21 protein-coding genes and 1 tRNA gene are annotated in these 25,985 nt (G+C 63.6%); 16 read left to right on the forward strand and 6 right to left on the reverse strand.

Translation table 11 applies throughout. The features are described from left to right. Positions 1–128: 128 nt before the first annotated feature. The 6 genes from tpiA to ACFZAI_RS09090 all read left to right on the forward strand — a co-directional run bounded on the left by tpiA (position 129) and on the right by ACFZAI_RS09090 (position 5,993). The gene (gene tpiA / locus ACFZAI_RS09065; protein ID WP_391566601.1) at positions 129–875 is read left to right on the forward strand and encodes a triose-phosphate isomerase; all 747 of its coding nucleotides are present in this window, start codon (positions 129–131) and stop codon (positions 873–875) included. A 21-nt stretch (positions 876–896) separates the two neighbouring features. Further along, on the forward strand, positions 897–1,382 hold the full coding sequence (gene secG, locus ACFZAI_RS09070; protein WP_391566602.1) for a preprotein translocase subunit SecG: 486 nt from the start codon (positions 897–899) through the stop codon (positions 1,380–1,382). Positions 1,383–1,636: 254 nt separating this feature from the next. Further along, positions 1,637–2,197 (forward strand): sigma-70 family RNA polymerase sigma factor, encoded by a 561-nt coding sequence (locus ACFZAI_RS09075; protein WP_391566603.1) that lies wholly within the window; start codon positions 1,637–1,639, stop codon positions 2,195–2,197. Between the two features lie 24 nt (positions 2,198–2,221). Then, positions 2,222–3,244: a FecR domain-containing protein gene (locus ACFZAI_RS09080; RefSeq protein WP_391566604.1), complete on the forward strand. Its 1,023-nt coding sequence runs from the start codon at positions 2,222–2,224 to the stop codon at positions 3,242–3,244. Between the two features lie 96 nt (positions 3,245–3,340). Continuing rightward, the gene (locus ACFZAI_RS09085; protein ID WP_391566605.1) at positions 3,341–5,797 is read left to right on the forward strand and encodes a TonB-dependent siderophore receptor; all 2,457 of its coding nucleotides are present in this window, start codon (positions 3,341–3,343) and stop codon (positions 5,795–5,797) included. Between the two features lie 111 nt (positions 5,798–5,908). Beyond that, a tRNA-Leu gene (locus ACFZAI_RS09090) sits at positions 5,909–5,993 on the forward strand. Between the two features lie 157 nt (positions 5,994–6,150). Here ACFZAI_RS09090 and ACFZAI_RS09095 read toward each other — a convergent pair. Beyond that, positions 6,151–6,456, reverse strand: coding sequence for a hypothetical protein (locus ACFZAI_RS09095; RefSeq protein ID WP_391566606.1), 306 nt, complete (start codon positions 6,454–6,456; stop codon positions 6,151–6,153). A gap of 106 nt (positions 6,457–6,562) precedes the next feature. On the opposite strand from ACFZAI_RS09095, the gene ACFZAI_RS09100 reads away from it, so the two are divergent. Further along, entirely contained in the window at positions 6,563–6,790 is a 228-nt protein-coding gene (locus tag ACFZAI_RS09100) for a hypothetical protein (RefSeq protein ID WP_082387107.1), read from the forward strand. A gap of 28 nt (positions 6,791–6,818) precedes the next feature. On the opposite strand, the gene ACFZAI_RS09105 is transcribed toward ACFZAI_RS09100, so the two are convergent. Both ACFZAI_RS09105 and ACFZAI_RS09110 read right to left on the reverse strand, forming a co-directional pair. Then, positions 6,819–7,610: a tyrosine-protein phosphatase gene (locus ACFZAI_RS09105; protein WP_391566607.1), complete on the reverse strand. Its 792-nt coding sequence runs from the start codon at positions 7,608–7,610 to the stop codon at positions 6,819–6,821. A 145-nt stretch (positions 7,611–7,755) separates the two neighbouring features. Beyond that, entirely contained in the window at positions 7,756–8,250 is a 495-nt protein-coding gene (locus tag ACFZAI_RS09110) for a MarR family winged helix-turn-helix transcriptional regulator (RefSeq protein WP_391566608.1), read from the reverse strand. A gap of 137 nt (positions 8,251–8,387) precedes the next feature. Here ACFZAI_RS09110 and ACFZAI_RS09115 point away from each other — a divergent pair, with 137 nt between their 5' ends. The 3 genes from ACFZAI_RS09115 to ACFZAI_RS09125 are packed head-to-tail and all read left to right on the forward strand — an operon-like array spanning position 8,388 to position 11,151. Then, positions 8,388–9,653 (forward strand): flavin-dependent oxidoreductase, encoded by a 1,266-nt coding sequence (locus tag ACFZAI_RS09115; protein ID WP_391566609.1) that lies wholly within the window; start codon positions 8,388–8,390, stop codon positions 9,651–9,653. Beyond that, on the forward strand, positions 9,650–10,135 hold the full coding sequence (locus ACFZAI_RS09120) for a DUF3237 domain-containing protein (protein WP_054424271.1): 486 nt from the start codon (positions 9,650–9,652) through the stop codon (positions 10,133–10,135). Before ACFZAI_RS09115 ends, ACFZAI_RS09120 begins: the two co-directional genes overlap by 4 nt. 50 nt (positions 10,136–10,185) lie before the next feature. Beyond that, on the forward strand, positions 10,186–11,151 hold the full coding sequence (locus tag ACFZAI_RS09125; RefSeq protein WP_391566610.1) for a Bug family tripartite tricarboxylate transporter substrate binding protein: 966 nt from the start codon (positions 10,186–10,188) through the stop codon (positions 11,149–11,151). Positions 11,152–11,195: 44 nt separating this feature from the next. Here the strand turns inward: ACFZAI_RS09125 and ACFZAI_RS09130 are convergent, their stop codons facing one another. Next, positions 11,196–12,011: an aminotransferase class IV family protein gene (locus ACFZAI_RS09130; RefSeq protein ID WP_391566611.1), complete on the reverse strand. Its 816-nt coding sequence runs from the start codon at positions 12,009–12,011 to the stop codon at positions 11,196–11,198. A gap of 105 nt (positions 12,012–12,116) precedes the next feature. On the opposite strand from ACFZAI_RS09130, the gene ACFZAI_RS09135 reads away from it, so the two are divergent. The 3 genes from ACFZAI_RS09135 to ACFZAI_RS09145 all read left to right on the forward strand — a co-directional run bounded on the left by ACFZAI_RS09135 (position 12,117) and on the right by ACFZAI_RS09145 (position 15,048). Continuing rightward, a complete protein-coding gene (locus ACFZAI_RS09135; protein WP_391566612.1) occupies positions 12,117–13,049 on the forward strand; it encodes a LysR substrate-binding domain-containing protein in 933 nt (310 codons plus the stop codon). Positions 13,050–13,208: 159 nt separating this feature from the next. Beyond that, the gene (locus ACFZAI_RS09140; protein ID WP_391566613.1) at positions 13,209–13,808 is read left to right on the forward strand and encodes a nitroreductase family protein; all 600 of its coding nucleotides are present in this window, start codon (positions 13,209–13,211) and stop codon (positions 13,806–13,808) included. Between the two features lie 184 nt (positions 13,809–13,992). Further along, a complete protein-coding gene (locus ACFZAI_RS09145; RefSeq protein ID WP_391566614.1) occupies positions 13,993–15,048 on the forward strand; it encodes a diguanylate cyclase in 1,056 nt (351 codons plus the stop codon). Between the two features lie 164 nt (positions 15,049–15,212). Here ACFZAI_RS09145 and ACFZAI_RS09150 read toward each other — a convergent pair whose 3' ends face one another. Together ACFZAI_RS09150 and ACFZAI_RS09155 are read right to left on the reverse strand one after the other, a co-directional pair. Next, on the reverse strand, positions 15,213–16,046 hold the full coding sequence (locus tag ACFZAI_RS09150; protein ID WP_391566615.1) for a DUF3800 domain-containing protein: 834 nt from the start codon (positions 16,044–16,046) through the stop codon (positions 15,213–15,215). Between the two features lie 163 nt (positions 16,047–16,209). Then, positions 16,210–17,121: a hypothetical protein gene (locus tag ACFZAI_RS09155; protein ID WP_391566616.1), complete on the reverse strand. Its 912-nt coding sequence runs from the start codon at positions 17,119–17,121 to the stop codon at positions 16,210–16,212. 244 nt (positions 17,122–17,365) lie between these two features. On the opposite strand from ACFZAI_RS09155, the gene ACFZAI_RS09160 reads away from it, so the two are divergent. From ACFZAI_RS09160 to ACFZAI_RS09170, 3 genes are all read left to right on the forward strand, one after another. Beyond that, positions 17,366–18,634 (forward strand): hypothetical protein, encoded by a 1,269-nt coding sequence (locus tag ACFZAI_RS09160; protein WP_391566617.1) that lies wholly within the window; start codon positions 17,366–17,368, stop codon positions 18,632–18,634. Between the two features lie 36 nt (positions 18,635–18,670). Continuing rightward, the gene (locus ACFZAI_RS09165; RefSeq protein ID WP_391566618.1) at positions 18,671–19,501 is read left to right on the forward strand and encodes a lysozyme inhibitor LprI family protein; all 831 of its coding nucleotides are present in this window, start codon (positions 18,671–18,673) and stop codon (positions 19,499–19,501) included. Between the two features lie 166 nt (positions 19,502–19,667). Continuing rightward, positions 19,668–25,784, forward strand: a complete 6,117-nt coding sequence (locus tag ACFZAI_RS09170) for a DUF3320 domain-containing protein (RefSeq protein ID WP_391566619.1) — start codon at positions 19,668–19,670, stop codon at positions 25,782–25,784. The last annotated feature ends 201 nt before the right edge of the window (positions 25,785–25,985 follow it).

The following is a 25,985-nucleotide window of genomic DNA, read 5'->3' on the forward strand; positions in this document are numbered from 1 at the left end:
AACGCGCGGCGTTCGGCGTATCGCCGCGCAACAGGATACAATCTCGGGTTTCGCCTGGAATTTTTTCCAGGCAGGCCCGTGGGCGGTTGCCGCATCCCTCGGGGCTCACCCCACTCTGACACCTCGCCATGACTTCAGTCGAAAACCGCGCCCGCCTCGTGCTGGGCAACTGGAAGATGCACGGCAACCTGGCCGAGAACGCCGCGTTGCTGACCGAGCTGCGCGCCGCGGATGCTGCGAGCCACTGCGAAATCGGCATCTGTGTTCCGTTTCCCTATCTGGCGCAAGCCGGCTCGGCCCTGACCGGAAGCAGCGTGTCCTGGGGCGCGCAAGATGTCAGCGCGCACGAAAAGGGCGCGTACACCGGTGAAGTCTCCGGCGCCATGTTGAAAGAATTCGGCTGCCGCTGGGCGCTGGCCGGCCACTCCGAGCGCCGTGTGCTGCACGGTGAAACCGACGAAATCGTCGCCGCCAAGGCGCAAGCGGCGCTGGCTGCCGGCCTGACGCCGGTGGTGTGCGTAGGCGAATCGCTGGCCGATCGCGAAGCCGGCAATACGCTGGCCGTTATCGAACGCCAGTTGAAACCTGTGCTGGCGCTGGGCGCTGAAGCCGTCTCGCGCATGGTTCTGGCCTATGAGCCCGTGTGGGCCATCGGCACCGGCCGCACCGCCAGCCCCGAGCAGGCGCAGGAAGTTCACGGCGCCATCCGCGCCGCCTTGCGCGCGCTGGGCGCGGCGCAGGTGCAAGTTTTGTACGGCGGCAGCGTGAAAGCTGCCAACGCCGCCAGTTTGTTCGCCATGACTGATATCGACGGAGCCCTGGTCGGCGGCGCGTCGCTTGTGGCTGAAGAATTTTTGCGTATTGCCGCCATCTAAGTTTCCGTTCCGGAGTCTGTAATGCCCTTGATGCTTAAACTTTTGCTGGCCGTCCAAGTTATTTCGGCGCTGGCTATCATCGTTCTGGTCCTGCTGCAGCAGGGCAAGGGCGCCGACATGGGGTCCGCTTTCGGTAGCGGCTCGTCCGGCAGCCTGTTCGGTGCCACCGGCGCCGCGAACTTCCTGTCGCGCGCCACGAAGTGGGCCGCCGTCGTCTTCTTCGCGTCCACCGCTGGCCTGGCATATGTCAGCCATAAGGGCACCAGCGGCCCGGCCGTGGATTCCGGCGTGATGCAAAGCTTCCCGTCCGACCGTTCCGTGCCGCAAGTGCCGGGCGCCGCTCCGGCCGCCCCGGGCGCTGGCAGCTCGTCCGTGCCGGGCGCGGCTTCGGTTCCGGCAGCGCCTGCTGCGCCGGCCAAGCCTGACGCATCGGTGCCGTCGGCCCCGGCTCCGGCCGCTGCCGCACCGGCTGCTGGTGACAAGCCGGCCGAGACGCCCGCCAAGTAAGCAGTCAGCTCGAGTCAGTGCAAGAAGGCCGGCGTCATGCCGGCCTTTTTCTTTTTGCGTGGCAAGCGGGGCAGGGCTGGGGGTTTGGGCTGGGGAATAGGACCAGGAGCTGGGACAAGAGGCCAGGATTAGGGGCCAGGACTAGGGGCGAAGGCCAGCGGCTAGCGGAAAAGATATTGAGAATGGTTCTCATGATTGATATAATCCGCCCGCTTCTTCCCCCGCCCAACTGACCTTTCCCGCGCCCGCCTCTCATGCCCCTTCTGACTGACGACGCTCAAGCCGCCCGTCCGGCCATCGCGCCCACGCGTGCAATGGCCGTGCTGGAAAGCTGGTTCCGGGGGCATCACGGCTGGTTGCTGGATCGGGTGCAGCGGCATTTGCGCAATCGGGCGGAAGCCGAAGATGTGGCCGCCGAAACGTTTTCGCAGGCGGTCGCCATCCAGGCACACAACCAGGGCTTGAACGCGGTGCGCGAGCCGCGCGCCTTTCTCACCACCATCGCCAAACGGCAGATCTTCCAGCTGTGGCGCAGGCGCGATCTGGAGCAGGCTTACCTGGAAGCGCTGGCTCTGCAAGGCGAGGGGGTTGCGCCATCAGCCGAACAGCATCAGTTGGTGATCGAAGCCCTGGAGTGCGTGGCGGCGGCGCTGGAAGGCCTGTCCGCCAAGACGCAGCAGGCCTTTCTATATAGCCAGCTGGACGGCCTGACCTATGCCGAAATCGCCGACAAGTTGGGCGTGTCGGCCAGCATGGTGCGCCAGTACATGGCGCAAGCGTTTCGGCGGATGGCAGGTCTGAATGTTATCCGCTAGGCCATCAGTGCGGAGCGTGCGTTCGTGAATGCGCGCGCTGCCCAAGAGTCCGAGATTAATGACGCCGCGCTCAGTTGGCTGGTCGTCATGCGTTCAGGCGAAGCGACCGCGCAAGAGCGCCAGGCCCATGAAGCGTGGCTGCGCACGCACCCCGCGCACGCGCAGGCCTGGAGCCGCTTGGTCGACGCCGTCGACCGGCCGTTGGGCGCGGTGCGCCAGACTCAGGCGGTTCAGGCAGCACGCAGTCAGGCAGACCTGTTGTCTCAAACCCTGTTACGCGCTCAGGCTGCGGGACGCGGGCGCCGTCAATGGCTCAAGGGCGCGCTAAGCGTGGCGGGCGTGGGCTCTTTGGCCGCGCTGGCGTTGGCCGAGCGCACGATGCCATTGACTCAATTGCTGGCCGATCACGTCACCGGCACCGGAGAACGCCGCGCCGTGGCCTTGCCCGATGGCAGCCTGCTTCAGCTGAATGCGCGCACCGCGGTAGATGTGGTGTATTCCGATGCGCTGCGCTTACTGATCCTGCGCGAAGGTGAACTGATCATTGATGTGGCGCCGTCTGGAACCGGCTCGGCGGCGCGGCCGCCGTTTGTCGTGCGCACGGCGCAGGGAGCGATCCGCGCGCTGGGCACCCGTATCGCGGTGCGGCAGAACCCGGACAGCACGCGGGTCGCCATGTTGCAGCACCGCGTGGCGTTGATTCCCTTGGATGGCCGCCCGGCCACATTGGAAGAAGGCGAAACCGCAATCATGACCGAGCACGGCGTGGAGCTGCTGTCGGTTCCCGCCGCAACTGCCGGCGCGTGGGAGCAGGGCGAAGTCCAGCTGCATGATCAGCCGCTGGCCGATCTGATTGCGGCCCTGCGGCCGTATCGCCGAGGCTATGTGCGCATCAGCCCCGCCGCGGGCAGGCTGCGCGTGTACGGCACTTATCCGCTGGACGACACCGACCGCACGCTGGCCATCGTGGCCGAAACGCTGCCCGTGCGCGTGCGCCGCTATGCCGGCGGCATGTTGGTGCGGATCGATACCCCCGCCGAAGGGTGAAAAGAAAAACTCGCGCCCACTGTCACTTTTGCGTCGTCGCGCCACATCCCTCTTGAAGCTAGTTCGATTCACGACGTTCTTGAGGGAAATTTCGTCATGTCTACCGTTACCGATCTGCGGCTGTCGCTGCTGGCCGCGGCCCTGGTCGCCTTGTTCTCGACGCCGCTCGTCCGGGCGCAGCCTGCGGTGAGCCAGATAGCCGCGCCTGCCGCTACGGTCATCCGCGACTCTGCCCCTGCCGGCTTGGCCAGCACGCTGCGCGCCTACGACATTCCGGCGCAGGCGCTGGGCAGCAGCCTGGCCCGCATCGCCAGCGAAAGCGGTGAAGCCATTTCGGTAGATGCCGAAATGGTGCGCGGCCTGGCTGCGCCCGCCGTGCGCGGCCGCTACACGGCCGAGCAAGCCGCCCATGCGGCGATGTCAGGCAGCGGGCTTGAACTGCTGCGCACAGGCAGCGGCAGTTGGGCATTGCGCCGTCCGCCGTCACCTGCGGCTGGCGTCGTGACGTTAGGCGCGGTCCAGGTCACGGGCGAACGAGACCCCGCCGTCACCGAGAACACCGGCTCGTACACGTCAACCGGGCCCAGCGCCACGGGCACGCCGCTGGTGTTAACACTGAAAGAGACGCCGCAGTCTGTCACCGTCATCACCCGCCAGCGGCTGGACGATCAAAAACTGGAAAGCGTCATCGATGCGCTGGAAAGCACCACCGGGGTCACCGCGTTCCGTCAGGGCATGGGCACTGACCTGAGCGGCCTGTGGTCACGCGGCTTCACGATTTCGAATTTCCTGGTCGATGGCATTCCCAGCTCGCTGGGCGCGTCCAGCTACTGGCGCAACACCGCGATGTACGACCGCATCGAAGTTGTGCGCGGCGCCACCGGCCTGATGAGCGGCATGGGCACGCCGGCCGCCAGCATCAACCTGGTGCGCAAACGTCCGACCGCGGATTGGCAGGCAAGCATCAGTGCCGAGGCCGGCAGTTGGGACCGCTATGGCCTGGGCGCGGATTTGTCCGGCCCCTTATCGGATAACGGCAAACTGCGCGGCCGCCTGGTCGTCGACGAAGAAAACCAGCATTCGTGGATTGACCGCTACGAAAAACAAAGCCGGCTGATCTATGGCATCACCGAGCTGGACCTGGGCAGCGCCACCTTGCTCACGCTGGGCTTCAGCTACGAAACCAACAACAACGATTCACCCCTGCGCACGGGCCTGCCATTTGCCTACAGCAACGGCGTTCCCACGCACTTCAAGCGGTCGACCAACCCCGCGCCCGACTGGAGCTTTTACGACAGCGAACTGAGCAACGTGTTCGCCTCCGTCAAACACGACTTCGGCAAAGGCTGGAACGGCAAGGTCGAAGTCACGCACACGCGCTACAACTACGACAGCGCTTTGTACTTCCTGACCGGTTCCATTGATCAGGCAACGGGGCAGGGCGCGGCGTTGTGGCCCGTGCGTTGGAAAAGCAACGACAAGCAGACCACGCTGGACGCTCAGGTCAGCGGCCCCTTTGACCTGTTGGGCCGCCAACACGAAGTCGTTGCCGGGCTGTCGCTGTCCCAACTGCGTTCCGACACGCCCAGCTATGGCGGGTGGCTGGGTCCGTGGACGGGTTATGACGGCACGATCGCCGACTTTCGTCACTGGGACGGCGCGTCCAACGCGCCCAACTTCGTCAAGGCCGGCGACACCCAGACCAAAGAAACGCAGTACAGCGCGTACCTGACGTCACGCTTCAAGCTGGCAGACCCCACCAGCTTGATCGCCGGCGCCCGCGTCATCAACTGGGAACGCAAGGCCGACACCAGCGTCGTTGGCGTACCCGGCAGCACGCGCGCCGACACGCGCGAGACCGGCGTCATCGTTCCCTATGCCGGCCTGGTCCATGAGCTGAACGAAAACTGGTCCGTCTATGGCAGCTACACCCGCATCTTCAGCCCGCAATCGGCCGCCACCCGCGACGTCAACAACAACGTCCTGGACCCCGAGCGCGGCACAAGTTATGAGCTGGGCGTCAAATCCAGCTTCTTCGACGAGCGCCTGAACGCGGGCCTGGCGCTATTCAAAACTCGTCAGAGCAACCTGGCGAACTACGATGCCGGCACGTCGTCGTACGTAGCACTGCAAGGCATCACGACCAAGGGCGCCGAACTGGAACTGACGGGCGAACTCAGCCGCGGCTGGAATGTGGCGGCGGGCTACACGTACTCGCTCAGCGAAGACGCCAAGGGCCAACGCGCCATCGCCCAGATTCCCCGCCACAGCATCAAGCTCTTCACGACCTACCGTTTGCCGGACGCGCTGAATCGGCTGACGGTCGGCGGCGGCGTCAATTGGCAAAGCACGTCGGGCTATGTGGGCGAAGCGCAGCAATCCAGCTACGCCGTCGTCAACGCCATGGCCCGCTACGAATTCAGCAAGCAATTCAGCGCCACCCTGAACGTCAATAACCTGTTCGACAAGGCGTACTACAGCGGCCTGAGCGCCTATGGCGGCGTCTACGGCGCACCCCGCAACGTCATGCTGAGCGCGAAGTACGCGTTTTAAGCGGGCGAGGTGCTCCCCATTTTCCTGGGGGGTTCTGTGATTAACAAATTCCGTGCTAGAATGCTCGACTTTCTGGCATTGCCTATGGGCAGCGTCAGAAATCTGGTGAAAGCCGACGTGGTGAAATTGGTAGACACGCTATCTTGAGGGGGTAGTGGCGAAAGCTGTGCGAGTTCGAGTCTCGCCGTCGGCACCAAGAATTCCTCGTAAAAAGCCCGCTGAAACGCAAGTTTCAGCGGGCTTTTTGCTTGTCGGCTGTGCAGCAGAAACGCCTGGCCGACGAATGGTGCAGCCAAGCGAATGGCGCAGCCAAGCAACGCATAACGAATTAACGCTGCGAAGCCTCTCAGGCTTCAATGCAGATTGCCCCCAAACGCAATCGCCGACACCACGAAAGTTACCGCGCCGATCGCCGCCAAGGTGTTCGCGCGCTTGGCCGCATGCGGGTTGCGTCGGCTCATCCCCACGATCACCGCAATCAATGTCCACAGCCCCGTGAACGCCAGCAACGCCAGCGTGTAGACCCAATCAGACAGATCGTAGCCACCGCCTCCAATCGACGGCGTGCCGCTGCTTTTCGGCCATAGCAACGCAATCAGCCATCCAGCGATGACGGCAAACACGGCAAGCCAAATCTGGAATCCGCGGTCTTTCAGCATGTTTGGTCCTGGAGTGTCTTTGCGTTAGCAGATGTCAGCCGCCCCTCGGAAGGGCAAAGGCCGGCTGGTATAAAGGGGGACTGATGTTTCAACGTAGGGCGAGCATATGTCGATTCAAATGTTGATCCGTTGCGGTGCGGCGCTGTCTCTTATCGCGATGGGTTCGGGATGTTCCATGGTCGGACTTGGAGATTCACGCAGTAGCGAGTGCCAGTGGTATCGCAGCAGTTGCATGCACGAAGGTTCATACGAACCGGGTGAAGAAGATTACGCGGAAGAGGAAGCCAAGCGCCTGAACAAGCAGTCCTCGGACAGGTTGCGGCGTAGCAATTGATGCCGTGTCTGGCGGGAAGGCCGCGGGTTCAACCCTCCAGGTAATGTTCCCGCAAGACCTCCGCGTCCACCTTCAACACGTCGCGCAGATACCGGTCCATGCCGCCGAAGTCCTGCTCGATCGCCTGCACCGACGCATCCAGGTAGGCCGGCGCCACTTCCAGCAGCGGCATCATCACATCGTCTTTGACGCCGCGCGCGGCGGACTTGGAAAGGATCTCCTGGAAGAACCCGGCATTCCAATGGTTCGATTCCAGGTAGTTCGCGACGATGTCGTCGTGCGCCACACCCAGCGCCGACAGCAGCAGCAGCGAGGCGAAACCGGTGCGGTCCTTGCCCGCCGTGCAATGGAATAGCAGCGTCTTGCCAGTCATTGCAGTTTGCAGAAATCCGCCGAAGGGCTGCTGATAGCGCGATGGGAATTCGCGATAAATGTCCACCATCATCGAGGTGCTGAAGTCTTGCGTGGCGTCGCGCAAGCGCGGCAGCAGCACGGCCATGGCCATATTGCCGTCCAGCACCGGCGATGCAATCCAGTGAAAGCGTTGGCCGAACAGCGGTTCATCATGCGCCTTCTCGGGTTCGGCGCGGAAATCGATAACGGCCTCCAATCCCAATGCGCTTAACTGTTCCAGATCCGCGGCGCTGGCCCGGCCGGGGCTCCCGCTGCGGAAAAGTTTGCCCGTACGCACGCGGCGGCCGTCGGCGCCGGTCAGCCCGCCAAGGTCGCGCGCGTTGTGCACGTTCTCAAGAACCAGGCGGCGTGGGATGGCGTCGGGCGTTGTCTGGAAAGCGTCTGTGTGGCGGGCGGTGGCGGGCATGTGTTCCTGGCGTTCGGCTAAGCGGTCGGATGATCGTATCACCGCAATCAGGGCCGTACCTGGGCGTTCCCAGTCAGCCCCCCATCAGCCCCCAACAAAGCCCCCACTAGCATCCCCTAGCATTCCCCTAGCCCCCAGCGCCTGCCTAGCCGCCGAGTTTCCCCAACAGCTTGATCAGCCGCTGCTTGTCCGCCGCGCTGAGTTGATGGCTGATGCGCGCGTCGTGTGTCTGTACCGCCTGCGTGATCTCGGCCAACGCCACGCTGCCCGCCGCCGTCATCGTCAGCGAATAGGCGCGCTTGTCGTGTTCGGCATCAAGCCGTTCCACGTAGCCCAGGTCTTGCAACTGGTTCACGATCTGCACCGCGCCCGACCGCGCAATGCCCAGGATGCGGGCCAGGTCGGTGAGCTTTAAGCGGGCGTTGGCCGAGATCAGCGTCAGGGCTGAGAAGCGCTGGGGGGTGATGTCCCACGGGGCAAGCGCGGCCAGGAAGTCTTCGTAGATCACGATCTGTGCGCGCCGGATGGCGTAGCCGATCAGACCGTCGAGCGCACCGTATTGGATACCGGGAACGTGCGGGTCGAAATGTTCGCCACGCGCGGCGGGGCGCCGGGGGCGTTGGGATGCAGCTCGGGACATGGAGGGGCAATCGCGATTCGGGGCCTCAACACTAATGCAGTCAATGCCGCCGCGCTACCGCATTACGGGAAATCCCCGGGGTGCGAAACCTTCCTGGATTTTGTTATGTTGCATAACAAATAAAACCAGGAGTAGACATGCAAATCGTCATCGCCGGCGCAGGCATCGGCGGGCTGACGCTCGCCTTGATGCTGCATCGCCGCGGCATCGATTGCCGCGTATATGAAAGCGCGCAGGAACTGCGGCCCTTGGGCGTTGGCATCAACCTGCTGCCGCACGCCGTGGCTGAATTGGAACAGCTGGGCCTGATGGCCGCTTTGGCCGAACGCGCGATCGAGACCTCGCAGCTGCATTACTACAACAAGCTGGGGCAGCCGATCTGGCGTGAGCCGCGTGGCCTGGAAGCCGGTTATCCGTTGCCGCAGTTCTCGGTGCATCGCGGTGAATTCCAGATGCTGCTCGCGCAAGCGGTGCGTGAACGCTTGGGTGAAGGCGCGATCGTTACCGGCATGGTGCTGGAATCCGCCGAGCAGGACGCCGCTGGCGCAACCGCGATTTTTCGCCGGCGCGCGGATGGCAGCGCGCATCGCGTGCGGGGCGACATTCTGGTGGGCGCGGACGGCATTCATTCCGCGTTGCGCCGCCAGCTGCATCCCGTGGGCGACGAACCGCGCTTCTCCGGCCGCATGTTGTGGCGCGCCGTAACCGAAGCCGCGCCCTATCTGGACGGCCGCAGCATGTTCATGGCAGGGCATCAGGATCAAAAATTCGTCTGCTATCCCATTTCCGAGCCGTTGCGAAAACAGGGCCGATCGCTCATCAACTGGATCGCGGAACTGTCGATACCGGGCGCGGAGTTGCCCGCCACCGATTGGAACCGCCAGGTCGACAAGTCGGTCTTTGCGGATCGGTTCGCCGACTGGCGCTGGGACTGGATCGATATTCCCGCCATCATCGACGGCGCGCAGGCCATCTACGAATTCCCATTGGTTGACCGCGACCCCTTGCCGCGTTGGACGCGGGGGCGCGTGACGCTGCTGGGCGACGCCGCGCATCCCATGTACCCCATTGGTTCGAACGGATCGGCCCAAGCGATTCTGGACGCGCGTTGCTTGTCGGACTGGCTGGCGCAAGCGGCCAAGGGCGGCGTACGCACGCTTGAAACCGCCTTGTTGGAATATGAGGCGGATCGTCTGCCGCGCACGGCAGGCATCGTGCTGCGCAACCGCTTGAACGGCCCCGAGCAAGTCATGCAGATGGCCGAAGAGCGCGCGCCGCAAGGCTTTGCAGACATACATGATGTGATCGCGCAGCAAGAGCTGGCGGCGGTATCGTTGCGCTACAAACAACTCGCGGGCTTCGACCCCGCGGCTTTGCAGAAGAATAGGGGAACCGCGCCATGAGCACACACGACGCATTGATGGACCCGTTGGCGCCGCAGCTGGAACATGTGGCGACCGTTGTCGTCGAGGTCGGCGTGCCGCAAGAAGTGGGCGACACGCCGCAAGGCTGCCGCCGCGTCATTCCCATTACGGGCGGCACGGTGGAAGGGCCGCGCCTGCGCGGCAAAGTGTTGCCGGGCGGGGCGGATTTCCAGGTGATTCGCTCGGCCACCTACACCGACATCCATGCGCGGTACGTCATCGAAACGCCGGATGGCGAACGCATCTATGTCGAGAACACCGGCATCCGTACCGGCCACGCGGACGACATCGCGCGGCTTGTGCGGGGCGAACCGGTTGACCCCGCCCGCATTTATTTCCGCAGCTATCCGCGTTTTGAAACGGCGTCGCCCGCCTTGGGCTGGATGAATGAAAGCCTCTTCATCGGCACGGGCGCGCGATACCCGGATCGCGTCGAATTGCGCTTCTACCGCATTTGCTGAACCCGCGGCACCCGCCGCGGCATGAATATAAAAACGACTCGGAGACAACCATGACATCAATGCTGCGCCGCCTGTTTGGCGGTTTCCTGCTGTGCCTGCCGATTGCGGCGATGGCGCAGTTTCCCAATGGGCCCGTGCGCCTGAACGTAGGCTTTCCGCCGGGTACCGGGCCGGACATTGTGGCTCGCACCTTGTCGCAACACATGGGGCCGCTGCTGGGCGAAAGCGTGGTGGTGGAAAACAAGGTGGGCGCGGGCGGGCAGATCGCCGCGCAGACGGTGGCGCGCAGTCCGGCCGACGGCCAGACGTTGCTGCTGGGCGAAGTCGGCTCCATCAGCATATCGCCCGCCACCTATCGCAACTTGAACTACAACCCGCCGCGCGACTTTGCCCCGATCTCTGAAGTGGTGCGCGCCGATTTTGTGCTGGTCGTGCCGGCCGATTCGCCGTATCAGGACTTGGCCGCGTTCGTTGACGGGGCCAAGAAAGCGTCAGACCGCATCAATTTCGCGACCTTCGGCGCAGGCACGCCGGGCCATTTCGGCGCGGAGCTGTTCGCACGCGAAGCGGGCATGAAGATCGAAGCCATCCACTACCGGTCCACGGGAGATGCCGTGTCGGGCCTGGTATCCGGGGCGGTGCAGGCCGCGTTCGTGACCACAGCGCTGGCCGTGCCGCAGGTGCAAGGCGGCAAGCTGCGCGCGCTGGCCATCACCGGCGCGCAACGCTCGCCCGCGCTGGCCGCCGTGCCGACCTTTGCGGAACGGGGGTTGCCGGCCATCAACTTCGGCGCATGGTTTGCGCTGTTCGCACCCGCCGGCACGCCGGACGCCGTGCTGAACCGTTTGCAGAAAGACAGCGCTGCCGCATTGCGCCAGCCTGCCGCGGTGCGCAGCTTGGGTGAGGCCGGCTTCGTCGTCGTGGGGTCCGACCGCCAAGCGCTGCAAGCTTTGCTGACGACGGAATCCAAACGCTGGTCCGATGTGGTGAAAGCCACGGGCTTCCGGGCGGACTGATCCGCGTCACGTGCCGGGGGGCGCATGTCCGGCGCCCGGCACGATCAGGGCGATACCGTTTCCTCGGCCTGATACGCCGCATGCAGCAACGCCATGAATGGCGGCGCGTCGGGCATCACCGTGTCACCGATCCGGGTCACGGCAATGCCCGGCGTCCAGGAGTTCATGACCACCGCGCCCGCCAGAGTTGGCAGCGTGTCCCGCGTGATGGCCTGCACCCGTTGCGGCACGCCCATTTTTTCCAACTGCCGTTGCACGATGCCCATCGTGGTGCCTGTCAGCATCGCGGCATCGGGCCATACCACGGCACGCCCGTCCCAGAACGCCAGGTTCCAGATCGACGCTTCGCTTATACGCCCATGGCGATCCATGAATGCCGCGTCGTCGAACCCTTGCGCGACGGCTTGGCGCAGCAGATAGGTCTTGGCGACTTCGCCCACGTGCTTCACCGACGGCAGCATGCGCTCATGCTCAACCACCGCCAGCGACAAGGGGCCTGCTGGACCAGACGATGGCGGACCGGTACGCACCAACACATCCAGCGGCGTGTGCGTATCCGCCACCGTGAACTCACCCGCGGGGGAATACACGGTGGCCATCAGCGATACGTCGGCGGGCCCGGCCTGGATCGCGGTGCGCAGCGCGTTCAAGATCACCGCGTCCGGTAGCGCCTGACCGAACATGTCCAACGAGGCGGCGCGCAATCGCTCGCGATGCAAATCCAGCCCGCGTACCTGGCCGCCGCGCACTTGCATCGCGGTGAAGTGCGCGTAGCCGGCGAAAGCCAGCGGGGCCAGGTCGAAGGCGGTAGCCGGTTGGCCATTGCGCTGCGTGACAAAGGAAAGGGCGGGGGCGGACATCTGAAAAACTCCGGGATGATCATCAAGTTCCGCCACTATCCTGAATTGCCATCGCTGGGGGAAACGAGTAATTTTCATCCGATCATTAAATTTGGCTTGAAGATCATGAACCGAATGCTGCCCGGCACCCGCGCGTTACGCACCTTCGAAGCCGCCGCCCGCCATCTGAATTTCACCCGGGCCGCCGACGAAGTCGGGCTGACACCCGCCGCCGTCAGCTACCAGATCAAAGAGATTGAAGCGCAACTGGACATCGTGCTGTTCACGCGCACCAGCCGAAGCATCCAGTTGACGCCTGCTGGCAGGGTGCTGTTTGACGCGGCGGCAGACGCGCTGGACACCCTGCACCGCGCCGCCGCCAAAGCCCGGCGCATGAGCCGAGGAACCCGGCATCTGCGCGTGTCCGTCGGCGCGCGTTTCGCCACGAACTGGCTGCTGCCGCGCTTGCCGGCGTTTCGCGCCGCGCACCCGGGGCTTGAGCTGACCTTCGATATCAGCGACGCCGTGCGCGACTTCGACGCGGATGATGTGGACGTCGCCATCCGGTTCGGCGCGGGCCACTACCCCGGCGCCATCTCGCATCGCTTGTTTGATACCGTCGTCGTGCCCGTGTGCAGCCCCGCGTTGCTCCAACATGGCCCCGCGCTGGTTTCGCCGCGCGACTTGTTCCGCCACACCTTGTGCTTTGTGGACTGCAAACCCGGCGGCATCATCTGGCCGAATTGGCCGATGTGGATGGCGGCGGCCGGTATCGACGATTTCGACGACAGCCGCAGCGTTGCGTTTACGGAATCCAGTCACGTCGTGCAAGCCGTGATCGATGGCGGGGTGGTGGGGCTGGTGGAATGGGAACTGGTCGAACGCGATGTGCAGGCCGGCCGCCTGGTCCGCTTATTCGACGTGGGCGTGCGCGTGGCGCCGCAATACGCCTATCACCTCGTCTACCCCGACCATAGCGATACCGATCCCCGCGTGTCCGTGCTTCGGGACTGGATGGTGTCGCTTGCCAGGGAAGTGGCGACGGATATTGCCTCGTAGACAGATAGGTTCGCCGCACATTGGTGTCATGAATAGAACAGTTTGTTCCGTCCCAATTTGTCCATTTTTGGGCAAAGGCTAGTGCGTCCGTCATGGGCCTGCCGGTAGAATTCCTCCGCATATCACCCCCTATCTACCAGTCGAAAGGTCCATATTCTTATGAGCAACGCATATCTCGACGCACTCAAGAAGCGCCGCACGCAGTATTCGCTGGGCCGCAACCTGTCGGCCTCCAAGGAAGAACTGGCCACGCTGATCCAAGACGCGATCAAGCACAGCCCCTCGTCGTTCAACTCGCAAAGCTCGCGCGCCGTCATCCTGTTTGGCGCCGAAAGCGTGAAGCTCTGGGATCTGGCCATCGAAGAAGTGCGCAAGGTTGCGCCGGCCGAAGGGTTCGACAAGACCGAAGCCAAGCTCAAGAGCTTTGCCGCTGGCGTGGGCACCGTGCTGTTCTTCGAAGACCAGGACGTCGTGCGCAGCTTGCAAGAAAAGTTTGCGCTGTACGCTGACAACTTCCCCGTGTGGTCGGAACAAGCGGGCGGCATGGCCCAGCTGTCGGTCTGGACCGCGCTGGCCAACGCCGATGTGGGCGCAAGCCTGCAACACTACAACCCGCTGATCGACGGCGTGGTTGCGCGTGAATGGAAGGTGCCGGCGTCGTGGAAGCTGCGCGCGCAAATGCCGTTCGGCTCGAATGAAAACGGCTTTGGCGACAAGCCCTTCATGGACGACGCCGAGCGTTTCCGCGTGGTCGGCTAAATCAAATCGTCGGGACGCCGCCAGGCGTCTGCATGACGGCAGTATGCAAACCCGCATTGCCCATCAAGGGCGATGCGGGTTTTTTCATCAGTGCATAATGTCCGCTGACCCGCCCGCCTTCTGACTGGAATCGGGCTTGCATCATCGCGCCGCTGTACGCGCGCCCGCTTCGAGGAGATTGCCGTTGGACCCGATACTGGCAGGACTGTCTACATCATTGCCGCAGGCTAAGACCGTCGAGCAACTGACCCGCCCGCTGTTGGACATGTTGGGCAGCGTCACCGGATTGGAATCCACGTATCTCACGTCCATTGATCTGGCCGCCGACGTGCAGCATGTGCGCTATGCGCGCAATGTGGGCGACATGCAGATTCCCGAAGGCTTGTCGGTGCCGTGGTCCGACACGTTATGCAAGCGGGCACTGGAAGAAGGCCGCCTGTGCACAAGCGACGTCGCCACGTGCTGGCCGGATTCCGAAGCCGCCCGCCAGCTGGGCATCCAGACTTACGTGAGCGCACCGGTTCGCACGGACGAAGGCGCGCTGCTGGGCACGCTCTGCGCCGCTAGCGCAAAGCAACACCAGATTCCGCCGCAGGCCGAAGCCGTGCTGAAGCTGTTCTCCAACGTGATCGCCAATTTTCTGGAACGCGAACTCCTGATGGAACAGTTGCAGGCCGCGAACGTGCAGCTGATGTCCTACGCGCTGACCGATCCGCTGACGGGCCTGCCCAATCGCCGCGCCTTGTATGAAGAACTGGAACGTCTGGAAAAGCGCGCGCTGCGCGAAGGCGGCAGCGTCCTGGTCGGCGTGATTGACCTGGACGGCTTCAAGAGCATCAACGACACGTACGGCCATCAGCAGGGCGACGTGTTCCTGCAAGAGATCGCCCGCCGCTTGGCCAGCACCTTGCGCACGTCCGATATGCTGGGCCGCATCGGCGGCGACGAGTTCGTGCTGATCGGCCCCGGCCCGGCCATCGAACGCGGCAACATCGGCCCCGGCGGCGAGGCCCAACGCGGCGAAGCCGAAGACGCCGCCCGCGCGCTGGAAGAACGCGCCACGGCGGCCACCATCGGCCGCTATCAATTGGGCGACACGGTCCTGCCCTACGAGGGCGCCAGCGTCGGCGTGGTCGCGGTGGACCCGCGCGGCTTGGACGCCGAGGCCGCCGTCCGCCTGGCAGACGCCCGCATGTACGAAATCAAGCGGGCGCGCAAAGGGGCGCGGACGATTCATTAAGGGGGCGCCTTGCCGGGAAACAGTCCTAGAATTCCGCCTTTCGCCTTTCTGGGCTTCCCGCGCCTTGATGCCCACGACGCGTTCAAGTAAATTTGGCCTAGCCCTTCGTTAAGCGAACGCCCAAGTTCCACTTGGGACTCTGATGTAGCTGACGCGGGGCTTTTTCATTTCCTTTTCGCGAACTCGGGGCGAATCTTCAGGTCAAGCGGCTTGAAGAGCCAATGCCGATAAGGTTGATGCCAGCGTAGTTCCTCGTGGCCCCCCGTGCTGACGCCGACGTTGAAGTTGGGGTGAAGCTGGCGAATTCGGCTATTGATGTGCCGGTACACCCTTTCCTTGGCGAGTGTGCGCCTGCCCTTTGACTGCGCTCCCGCGGGTAGCGTTTTGTGTTTTTCGTTCAGGCGAAATTGCATCGAACCCAGGACGACGTCAAGGCATTGAAGAATCACGTGGTTCTTCGAATCAACTTCTGCGATTTGATCCCTGGCTATGGTGACGCGCGCGCGTTCGAACGCCGGACTTTGACTAAGCCCGGACACAACGGCCTTAAAGGCCAGGCATTTGGCATCGGTATCCGGCAGTTTGTCGAAGTAGATTCGGAGTCGGGCGGGGCCTAGCTCCTGGGTGCAGAATTGCAGGCCGAAAGCATGTTTGACGAACTGGTAGTAAAGAAGAAAGAAGCCGTTTTCACGTTGCGCCGCAGAAAGCTGGGACACGCCAAAGTAGTTCTGCGTAAACATGATGCGCAACTTCAGCTTGCCAGCAGCGACCAAAGAGAACGTCGTGTCCATCAGTTCGATATACTTGCCTGCGTAATTTTGCGAAATTTTCTGCCATTTGATTTCGGCGCCAAGGTGTAGCTGCTTCTTCGACGCCAGCAGCGTCTCTATGACCTCATTGAGATGCATGGATTCAACCAACGCTCCGCCATAGAAGTTGGCAAAGTGCTTGCCTGATATGTCGGATTCGTCGCAATAAAGAATTAACTCTCGAGTCATCAGGGAGGCTTCGGCAGAGAGGAAACGGCGTTAAGGAAAATGCGTCCGACCGATGCGGAAGCTGCGCAGAACTCTCTGGTCAGTGTCTCATGGGAGCGAGCGAATGAAAGCCGGTATTGGTCCGACTTTTTTTGAGCACTCAGCTGTTCGTCGTAGCACCTTCTTACCGATACCCCCGCTCCGCCGCCGACCACTTCAGCGTCTTTTTCCACTTGCCGCCTTGCTGGCGCAGTTGCAGGTCAAAGTACCCGTCTGTCTTCTCCGGCAGCACGACCAGGATGTTGCTGGCGTCGGAAATGTCGTGGTCGCGTGTGCCGTCGGGGTGCCAATCCCCCGCGATGGATTTGAAGAACGACATGGGCTGCGCGAAGACTACGCGCAGCGTCGGGCCGTCGATGTGGAACAGGTACAGGGCTTCGAAGTTGGCGCCGCCGCCTGAATAGCCTTCGCTCCATCCGGCGCGCACGCCGAAGGCCACGGCGCCGGGGGCGATTTTGTAGGCGGCCAGGTCGAAGCGCTTCCATTCGGTGGGTACCGACAGCAGCGGGGCTTTCGCGGCTTCCGTGTCCAGGTCTTGAGGCAAGTCGATGTCGGTGTCGCTCCAGTCGGTGGGCGTCTTGACGGGGCCGTCGGTGCGCGCAAGCAGGGTGGGAGGCGCGCCGGGCGTCGTGCCGAACACGCCAAACCAGACGCCGTTCTTCTCATCGTCGCTGGACAGGTCGGCGCATTCTCCGCCGCCGAATTTGATCAATTGCGCTGCGCGTTCGGGCGTCGATGCCAGGCACACCATCGCGACGAACGTGCCGGCGCGTTGCCCCCACGGCTTTGCGCCCGCTACCAACAGCCGCTTGGGATCTTGGCCGGGGGCCAATTGCTGCACCAGGAATTCGCGCGTGAAGCCGGGCGGTAAGGCCACGCCAAGCCAATCGGGCTGGGGCGCGCCGCTCATCTGGCTGTCGTACATTCTGCGGGCGTCTTCCGTCTGGAGGGCGCCGCGGGCCTTGTCCAGCGATGGCACGGTCGTGTCGGCCAGCGCGTAATGGCTGGGCAGGGCGGCGCCTAACAGGGAAGACACCAATAGCGATGCGAGTCGAAGGCGCATGGGAAGGAAGGGTCTCGGTAGGGGAGGCCGGCGCAGGATAGCCCGGGCGCACGTTTCAGAACGTTGAACTCTGTTTCTATTTTGTAAGTTGATTTCATGCAAAATGGCGCGCTGCTGGCGCCAACGGGCACGACGCTTCGGCGATGCCTGATAAATTTGCGCCTTCCCCGGCGATAGAACAGATCCGATGCTTACAAGAACACTAACGGCTTTTGGAATGAGCGCGGCGATGTCCGTGGCGGGCATGGCGGCGTCTTACGCACAGGCCCCGCAGCAGGCGCCCGCGCAAGCGCCCCAGCTGTCGGAACCGTCCGAGCGTTACGGCCCCTTTGTCTACTTTCCCAGCGCGCCCAACCTGCTCGTCTACAACACGGGCGTGGGCGCCAACGACATGCTGCATCTGAAGAAGGTGCTGCGCGAGCACCCGTCCATTGCCACCTTGGTATTGCAGAACAATGGCGGCGGGCTGGTGCATATGGGGCTGATCATTGGCGAAGAGGTCTACGAGCGTGGGCTGAATACCTATATTCCCAAAGACAGCTATTGCGCATCCGCATGTGCATTCGTGTTCTTTGCGGGGCGCCAGCGCGTGGCGGACGGGCGCTTGGGCGTGCATCAGATCACCTCGCCCGAGATGACGAGCGAACAGGCGCAGTTGGGCGTGTCGGACATTGTGGCGACCTTGCCAAAGTACGGCGTGTCGGCGGATGTGCTGGGCATCATGTTCAGCACGCCCTCGAAAGAGATGTACTTCTTCTCGCCGCAGGAGATCGCCAAGTACGGGATCAATCGCAGGGGGAATACGCAGACAGCGCAACGCCCTGCAACGCAAGGCGGCCACGTGTATGCGCCAGCGGTGGCCACGGCGCAGTCGCAGGCTCAGCCACAGCCACAGCCACAACCGCAGCCGCAGCCACAATCGCAACCGCAGCCACAGCCACAATCGCAACCGCAGCCACAGCCACAATCGCAACCGCAGCCACAGCCGCAATCGCAACCGCAATCCCCGACTCAGCCTCCATCCCCCGTTCAATCCGCGCATTCAGGCCCCGCACCCGCCGCCAACCCCTATCTTCAGAAGGACGCCGCGCCTGCCCCGCTGACCGATGAGCAGCGGGCGATCAACGCGGCGGCCCTGATGATTCAGACGGGCGCGGGCAACAACGAAGACGCGCTGAAATTCACGCGTGAGTTCTACGCGGACACGGTCGACTACTTCAAGAAGCGGCGTCCGAAGTCGGAAATCCTGGCGGATAAGGAAGCGTACTTTGCGCGTTGGCCGATTCGCCGGTTTACCGTGGACCAGACCTCGTTGGTGGCGCGCTGCACCGATGGCCGCTGCTTGGTGGCCGGCATCTACGACTACAAGGTTTCCAGCCCGAAGCGCGGTAAAACCGCTTCCGGCACCTCGAACTTCACCTACGTGCTGGACTTGCGCAACAACTATCGCATCGTGATGGAAGACAGCGAAGTCATCAGCCGCTAAGCCGATCCGGCAGGCCTTTGCAAAGAGAAGAACGCAATGAAATTGGCATGTTCCGCAGTAAAGGGCGTATTCCTGGCCGGCGTGTTTGCGCTGTCCGCGCCCGCCATGGCGATCAATTGCGCCAAGGCGGGCACCGCCGTCGAAAAGCTGATCTGCTCGGACAAGAAAACCGTGGCGGCCGATGCCAGGCTGAATCGCGCCTACCAGGCGATCTTGAAGCTGGCGCCGGACGACAGCATCCGCGCGATGCTGGTGGCCAGCCAGAAGCGCTGGCTCGACGCGCGTGACCGGGCGCTGGACCGTCTGCTCTCGGACCCCGAGGCCGTGCCTGACGACAAGAGCATGGGTGAGATCGCGCGTGACCTGATCGAGAACCGCATCGGGCAGTTCCAGGAATCCGGCAAGGGTACCGTCGCGCCCACCATGATTCGCCGCGCGCAACAGCAGCAGACGTTCCAGTCGCGATTCACGGGCGGCGCGTTTGCGGGCTATTGGACGTCGTGCGACGTGCTGCCCGGTGACGACCTTGACTACGCCTGCTTTGCCATTCGCCACTACCAGAACAATGATCGCGTGTGCTCGGTGGACGAGTCCTGGGCGTCGGGGGCGGTCTACACCAAGCGCTACGTCGCCAACGTGGTGGATGGCAAGCCGCATGTCATTGCGTCGTGCTCGTTCAGCAGCGCGGATGAAGCGTGCGCCACGGTCGGCGACACGAAAGCCAACTGGAACCGGCAACCCGAAGCGCCCCAGTACGTGTATGCCGACAAGCCGTTGCCGAAACTGGATGGCGAGATCGACGCGTCGGACGATACCGAATGGGTGCAGGCCTGCCTGACGGACCCCGCGTATCCGCCGCCGCAATAGTTCTAGAGGCCGCAGGCCGGTTTACCGCGCGGGCCTGTCGATATTTGCGCGGATCAGCAAAACTTTCTGTTTCCAGAGGGCAGAGGCTTCATCGCGTCTTAAAATCCGGCATTGCAGATTTTCGTGGCCCGAATGAATGGCCTCGAAACCGAACCGAGAGATATCGATGGATAAGCGACAAGACCTGGAACCGCTGGCGATCCAGGACGGCGCGGCGCAGGCTGGCGCAGCGCACAGCGGCGCATTGCACACGGACACGGTGCAGACCGATGCTGTGCCTGCCCCCGCGTTGCCCACGGCCTCGGTGAACACGGCCGACGCCATCGCCATCGATATCGACGCCGATCCCACCTTGGGCTACGCCTCGATTCAAAACGCGGTTCCCATCGTACGCACGTTGCGCGTGACGAACCGGTCGGCGCAGACCTTCGAGAACATTGAAGTCCGGCTGCGCTGCAATCCCGCCTTCGCCCAACCGGTGACGCTGCGCTTTGACGTGCTGGTGCCGGGCGAAATCCGCCGCATCTCCCCGCTGGACCTGACGCCCGACCACGCCTACGTGGCCGACTTGCAGGAAGCCGTGCGCGCCAGCATCAATGTGGTGGTGCAGTCAGGCACGCAGGAATTGGGCCGGGCATCGCAACCTATTTCCGTGCTGGCGTATGACCAATGGGCCGGCACGCGTGCCTTGCCGGAATTGTTGGCTGCGTTCTCCATGCCGAACAATCCGGCTGTGGATGTGCTGATCGGCAAGGCGTCCAAGCTGCTGCGCGCGCAGCACGCCGATCTGCAAATGAACGGCTACCAGTCCAAAAGCCGCGATGTGGTGTGGAAGCAGGTGTCCGCCATCTACAGCACGCTGGCCGCGGAATCGCTGCATTACGCCGAACCGCCCGCGTCGTTTGGTGTGGACGGGCAGAAGGTACGCACGCCGGATCGCATCATGGACGCCCGGGTGGCGACGTGCCTGGATCTGGCGATGCTGTTCTCGTCCTGCCTGGAGCAGGCGGGCTTGCGCCCGGTCATTCTGATGAAGGACGGGCACGCGTGGGTGGGCGTGTGGCTGCATCAGGCCTCTTTTGCAGACCCGTTGACGGACGACGTGCAAGCCGTCAGAAAGCGCGTGGATAGCGGCGAATTCCTGGTGTTTGAAACCACCGGCATCGCGCAGCATCCGAACTTTCGCCCGTCGTTGCGGCGCGCGTTGGAGCAGGGCGCGGCCCATCTGCGCGAAGAGAACACCTTCCGCTACGCCATCGATGTGCATCGCGCGCGTGAATTGCAGATCAAGCCGCTGCCGTCTCGGGTGGTGTCGGTAACGCCCACGGACGCTGACGACACCGAACGTCCCGCCGCTATCGAGCCCACGCCCGATCTGCCGCCGCTGGACCCGGAATTCGTGATCAGCCTGGAGCCCGCCGACGACACGCCCGAAGGCCGGCTGGCCAAGTGGAAGTCGCGCCTGCTCGACCTGACGCTGCGCAACCGTCTGCTGAACTTCAAGCTGACCAAATCTACTCTGCCGCTGGTTGTGCCGGATCTGGCGCAGCTTGAAGACGCCATCGTCGACGGCAGCGAATTTCGTGTTCGGCCGTTGCCCGCCGCACTGATGGATGGCAGCGACCCGCGCGTGGCCGATGTGCATGTCAGCCGGGGCGGCCGCGCGCCGCTGGACGACATGGCGCTGGATGCGTTGGGCAACAAGGAACTGATCGCGCGCGTGACGCAAGAAGCGCTGGACGCCAACCTGTTGACCATCTTCAGCGCGGCGCGCACCGGGCTGGAAGAGGGCGGCGCGAACACGCTGTACCTGGCGATGGGCATGCTGCGCTGGACCGAAAGCCCCGGCGCGGAAAGCGCGCATCTGGCGCCGCTGATCCTGGTGCCGGTGTCGCTGCAACGGCAGTCGGTGCGCAGCGGTTTCCGGCTGGTGCGCCACGACGACGAGACCATCATCAACCCCACGTTGTTGCAGATGCTGCGCAACAACTACGAGCTGCGCATTCCGGGCCTGGACGTCCTGCCCGCTGATGACAAGGGCGTCGATGTGGCTCGTGTGTTGCAGGCCTTCCGGCTGGCCGTGCGGGAAATCGCCGGCTGGGAGGTGCTGGAACAGGTGCACTTGGGGATCTTCTCGTTCACCAAGTACCTGATGTGGAAAGATCTGCAAGACCGTACCGAGCAGCTGAAAGCCAACCGCGTCGTCAGGCATCTGATTGATCACCCCGGGCAGGCGTTTGCCAAGGAACCGTTTGATCAGCGCTTTGATCGCCTGGACGACAGCTACAAGCCCGAAGACCTGATGACGCCGCTGCTGTCTGATTCCTCGCAGCTGAAGGCGATCTGCGCGGTGGACGCGGGACGCGATCTGGTGCTGGAAGGGCCGCCGGGAACGGGCAAGAGCCAGACCATCACGAACCTGATCGCGCATCTGCTCGCGCGCGGCAAGACGGTGTTGTTCGTGTCGGAAAAGATGGCCGCGCTGGAAGTCGTGCATCGCCGTCTGGCCAGTATCGGCCTGGGCCCGTTCTGCCTGGAACTGCATTCGTCCAAGGCGCGTAAATCCGAGGTGCTGCAACAGCTGGGCCGCGCGCTGGACCATAGCGGCCAGCGCACAAGCGACGATTGGGCGCGCGAAGCCGAGCGCCTGACGGTGCTGCGCCAGGACTTGAACGGGCTGGTCGATGCGCTGCATCACACGCATCCCAACGGCCTGACGGTGTACGACGCCATTGGCACCTGCATTCAGAACGCGGGCAAGGAGCCGTCGCCCATGTTCTGGGCGGATGCGCACGCGCACCAATACAAAGACCTTGCGCAACTGCGCGAGGCGGCGCGCCGCATGTCGACCTTGTCCAAAGAGCTTGGCGTGCTGCATGGCCATCCGCTGGCGCATATCGGCATGGCCGAATGGAGCCCCAGCTGGCAAGACGCGCTGCTGGCCGCGGCGCAGGCGCTGGAGCAAGCCGTGGCAGGCTTGCAGGCGCAGGCCGTGGCGGCGGGCGACGGTATTGGCGTGCCGGCGCAAGGCTTGAGCCTGGACGCCTACGCGCATCTGGATCAGTTGATCGACGTGCTGCTCGCCGCGCCCTCCGTGCCTGCGGGCCTGGCCACGCAAGCGCACGACCCGGCCGCCCGCTTTCAGGTGCAGGCGCTGGCTGGCCACGGTCTGGCGCGCAACGCCCATTGGGCGCAGGTGGGGGCGCAATGGAACGCGCAATTGGCCGAGCTTGATGCCAATACGCTGAAGGCCGAATGGCTGTCGGCATGTGCGGCATGGTGGCCGAAGTCTGTCTTCGCCAAGGGCGGCATCCGCAAGCGTCTTGCCGTGTATCGCACGGATGGCCAGCGGCCAGATGAGGCGTCAATTACCGCCATGCTGGCGCCGCTGGCGCTGGTGAATACCGAAGACCGCGAGCTGGCCGTCTTGAAGGCGGACGCGCAGCGCTTGCTGCAAGACAGCTACACGGGTTTGTCTACCGATTGGGAACAGGTGCAGCGGCATGAGCAATGGGCCGAGCGCTTTGCCGATGCCGTCACGCGGGTTGCCGGCGATCCGATCACGGCGGCGGACTTGCGCACGCGCCTGCAAGCGCTGGTGGGCGAAAACCGCGCCTTTCTGCAACCGGGTTCGCCGCTGGGCAAATCGTTGCTGGCCTATCGGGATGCGTGGCGCGCCATGCAAGACCGATTGGCGGAAGTGGATGCGCGGGCCCAACCCACCGAAGCACTGGCGGGCGCATCGGATGCCAACGGCGCGCTGGAACGCATTCAGGGCGTGCTGGCGGGCTGGCGTCATCACAAGCAGTTCTTGATGCCGTGGTGCGTGTGGCGTCAGGCGCGCGAGCAGGCCATTGCATCGCAGCTGCAAGGCCTGGTTGCGTCGCTGGAACAGGGCCGCGTGCCATTGGAACAAGTCGAAGCGCACTTTGAATACAGCTATCGCAACTGGTGGGTGAAGAAAATCATCGACCATACGCCCGTGTTGCGCACGTTTTCCAGTGCCGACCACGAGCGCAAGATCCGCGAATTCCGCGATGCCGACGACCGCTTCCAGACGCTGACGTCCGCCTACATCGCCGCCGTGCTGGCCGGCAAAGTGCCTGATGGCAACGGTGTTCTGGTCAGCCCGGATAGCGAGCTGGGCCTGCTGCGCCGCGAACTGCAAAAAAAGACACGCCACGTTCCCGTGCGCCAATTGATGCAGCGCTTGCCGTCGCTCTTGCCCAAGCTCAAGCCCTGCCTGCTGATGTCGCCCTTATCGGTGGCGCAATATCTGGACGCCGGCCATTCGCAGTTTGATGTGGTGGTGTTTGACGAAGCGTCGCAGATTCCGGTGTGGGATTCGGTGGGCGCCATTGCGCGCGGCCAGCAAGTGGTGGTGGTGGGCGACACCAAGCAGTTGCCGCCCACAAGCTTCTTCAGCAAGTCCACGCCGGAAGAGGATGGCGCGGGCGATGACGGCCAGGTCGAAGACCTGGAGAGCATTCTGGACGAGTGCCTGGGCGCCGACATGAACCGGCTGCGCTTGCAATGGCACTACCGCAGCAAGCACGAAAGCCTGATCACGTTCAGCAATGTCACGTATTACGACTCGCAGCTGATCACCTTCCCGTCGCCCGTCACGGACGACGTGGCCGTGCGGCTGGAGAAGGTTGCGGGCCTCTACGACCGGGGCGGCAGCCGCACCAACCGCCGCGAAGCCGAAGCCATCGTGCAAGGCATCGAACAGCACTATCTGGACAAGACCCGCCGCCGCCAGACGTTGGGCGTGGTGACGTTCAACCAGCCGCAGCAATCCCTGATCGAAACGCTGCTGGATGCGCGCCGCCGCGCCAACGCGGAACTCGACAAGGCGATCTCTGCGCAGTCGCGTGAGCCGCTGTTCATCAAGAACCTGGAGAACGTGCAGGGCGACGAGCGTGACGTGATTTATTTCTCGATCACGTTTGGCCCGGATTCCGCCGGCAAGATGACGATGAACTTCGGGCCGCTGAACGGCGAAGGCGGCCACCGCCGCCTGAACGTGGCGATTTCGCGTGCGCGCGAAGGCGTGGTCATTTACAGCACGCTGATGCCGGAACAGATCGATTTGTCACGCGTGCGGGCCACGGGCGTGCGCGACCTGAAGCACTACCTGGAGTTTGCGCTGAAAGGGCCGCGCGCCTTGGTGGAACAATCGCTGCCGACCGGCCGCGAGCCGGACAGCCCGTTCGAAACGCAAGTCATCAAGGTGCTGCGCAACCATGGCTGGGTCGTGCATCCGCAAGTGGGCTGCTCGGGCTACCGCATCGACATGGGCGTGGTGGACCCGCGCGCGCCAGGCCGCTATCTGATGGGCATCGAATGCGACGGCCGCGCGTATCACTCGGGCGCCACCGCGCGCGATCGCGACCGCTTGCGTCAGGTCGTGCTTGAAGGGCTGGGCTGGCAGCTGCATCGCGTGTGGTCCACCGATTGGTGGATCAACCCCGAACGCGAAGTGGAAAAAATCCTGGCGCGATTGCAAGCAGAGCTGGAACGCAAGGTCGAGGACGAACCCGAGGTGGCAGACCCGGAGTCCGAAGCCGAATCCACTGTTGAATCCTCTGCCGAATCCTCTGCTGAATCCGCTGCTGAATCCGCGGCCGCGCGCGAGTTCGTGATCACGACGGAAGAAGGCGAAGCCGCGTGGGCGTCGAAGGACAGCGCGGTAGACAGAACGACAAGCCGCGTATTCACGGGTGGCGTCGCGCCCTATCAACTGGCCGACCTGAGCGGGGCCGGCGGTGATTCAGACGCCTTCTACAGCCGCGCCAACAACGCGCAATTGGCGGAACAATTACGGCTGGTCATTGACACCGAAGGGCCCATCGCCGAGACCGTGCTGCACCGTAAAGTCGCCCGCGCCTGGGGCCTGGAACGCACCGGCGTCCGAATTGTTGAACGGTTGCGGACGTTAACGCCGATGGAAGTGGGCCAAACGGACGAAGGCGACGCCACGTTCTATTGGCCCGCTGGGGTCGCGCCCGACACCTGGAACGGATTCCGCGGCGCAAGCGACGACGAAGCCACCCGCCGCCGCGTCGACGATGTGTGCATTCAGGAACTGGCAAACGGCGTGCTGCACGTGCTGGCCATGACGGGCAACGCGCCGAAAGCGGATGTGATCAAGTCGGTGTGCCGAATGTTAGGCATGTCGCGCACGTTGGCGGATGCGGAAGCACGCATCGCACACGCGATCGCCGCGCTGGCGCAGCGCGGCGTGGTGCGGGAAGAGATGGGGATGTTGCGGGTGGGGTAGGTGGGATCAACGCAGATCTCGGGGCGTAAGGTTTCAGACTGTAATCGCGCGCCGGGCTTGGCAAGATTTTGAAACCCTCTGACCCGCCGCTCGTCCGATTCGTCCACACCACGGACGTAGAATGCCGCTTTTGATCAGTGCCATACGGCTCATAGGAACGAACCATGAAAAAAATAATCCTACTTGCGTCCGCATGCGCCG

It is taken from the genome of Achromobacter sp. NPDC008082 (genome assembly GCF_042957345.1).
Taxonomy (GTDB): domain Bacteria; phylum Pseudomonadota; class Gammaproteobacteria; order Burkholderiales; family Burkholderiaceae_B; genus Achromobacter; species Achromobacter kerstersii_A.